General features: G+C 62.6%; 1 protein-coding gene. It reads left to right on the forward strand.

What is annotated here, in order from left to right:
* The coding region (gene hutU / locus HBN68_RS21895) for a urocanate hydratase (protein ID WP_094995372.1) at positions 1-1603 on the forward strand (1603 nt) is incomplete at both ends.

A 1603-nucleotide genomic window follows, 5' to 3' on the forward strand; every position in this document is an offset into this window, starting at 1 on the left:
CCGTCACCGCGAAGGTGAAATCCGCGCCGCCCGTGGCACCCGTCTTACGGCCAAAAGCTGGATGACCGAAGCCCCGTTGCGGATGTTGATGAACAACCTTGACCCGCAAGTGGCCGAGAACCCGACCGAGCTGGTGGTGTATGGCGGCATTGGCCGGGCAGCACGTAACTGGGCCTGCTACGACAAAATTGTTGAAAGCCTGACGAACCTGAATGATGACGAAACCTTGCTGGTGCAATCCGGCAAGCCGGTCGGTGTGTTCAAAACCCACAGCAATGCGCCGCGCGTCCTGATCGCCAACTCCAACCTGGTGCCGCACTGGGCGACGTGGGAGCACTTCAACGAACTCGATGCCAAAGGGTTGGCCATGTATGGCCAGATGACAGCTGGTAGCTGGATCTACATTGGCAGTCAGGGGATTGTGCAAGGCACGTACGAAACCTTCGTCGAAGCCGGTCGCCAGCATTACAACGGCAGCCTCAAGGGCAAGTGGGTCCTGACGGCCGGTCTGGGCGGCATGGGCGGTGCGCAACCATTGGCCGCGACGCTGGCGGGCGCGTGCTCGCTGAACATCGAATGCCAGCAAAGCCGTATCGATTTCCGCCTGGCCACCCGTTACGTCGACGAACAAGCCACCGATCTGGATGACGCGCTGGCGCGTATTGCCCGCTACACCGCTGAAGGCAAGGCCATTTCCATTGCGTTGTGCGGGAATGCGGCTCAATTGCTGCCAGAAATGGTTCGCCGTGGCGTGCGCCCGGACATGGTCACCGACCAGACCAGCGCCCATGACCCGCTCAACGGCTACCTGCCCAAAGGCTGGACCTGGGAGCAATACCGCGACCGTGCCGTGACGGATCCGGCGAGCGTGGTGAAAGCCGCCAAGGCGTCGATGGGCGAACACGTCGAAGCCATGCTCGCCTTTCAGAAACAAGGCATTCCGACCTTCGACTACGGCAACAACATCCGTCAGATGGCCAAAGAAGTCGGTGTCGAAAACGCCTTCGACTTCCCCGGTTTTGTACCGGCCTACATCCGCCCACTGTTTTGCCGTGGCGTAGGCCCTTTCCGTTGGGTCGCACTGTCGGGCGAAGCCGATGACATCTACAAGACCGATGCCAAGGTCAAAGAGCTGATTGCCGACGACGCGCACCTGCATAACTGGCTGGACATGGCCCGCGAGCGCATCAGCTTCCAGGGGTTGCCGGCGCGTATCTGTTGGGTTGGCTTGGGCCAGCGTGCGAAGTTGGGCCTGGCGTTCAACGAAATGGTGCGCAGCGGCGAGCTGAAAGCGCCGATCGTGATTGGTCGCGATCACCTGGACTCCGGCTCCGTGGCCAGCCCGAACCGCGAGACCGAAGCCATGCAGGACGGTTCGGACGCGGTGTCCGACTGGCCGCTGCTCAACGCCTTGCTCAACACCGCCAGCGGCGCGACCTGGGTTTCGCTGCACCACGGCGGCGGCGTCGGCATGGGCTTCTCGCAGCATTCGGGCATGGTGATCGTGTGTGATGGCACCGACGAAGCGGCCGAACGCATTGCCCGCGTGCTGCACAACGACCCGGCCACCGGGGTGATGCGCCACGCCGACGCGGGGTACGAC

It is taken from the genome of Pseudomonas sp. WS 5078, assembly GCF_012985745.1.
Lineage (GTDB): Bacteria > Pseudomonadota > Gammaproteobacteria > Pseudomonadales > Pseudomonadaceae > Aquipseudomonas > Aquipseudomonas lundensis_A.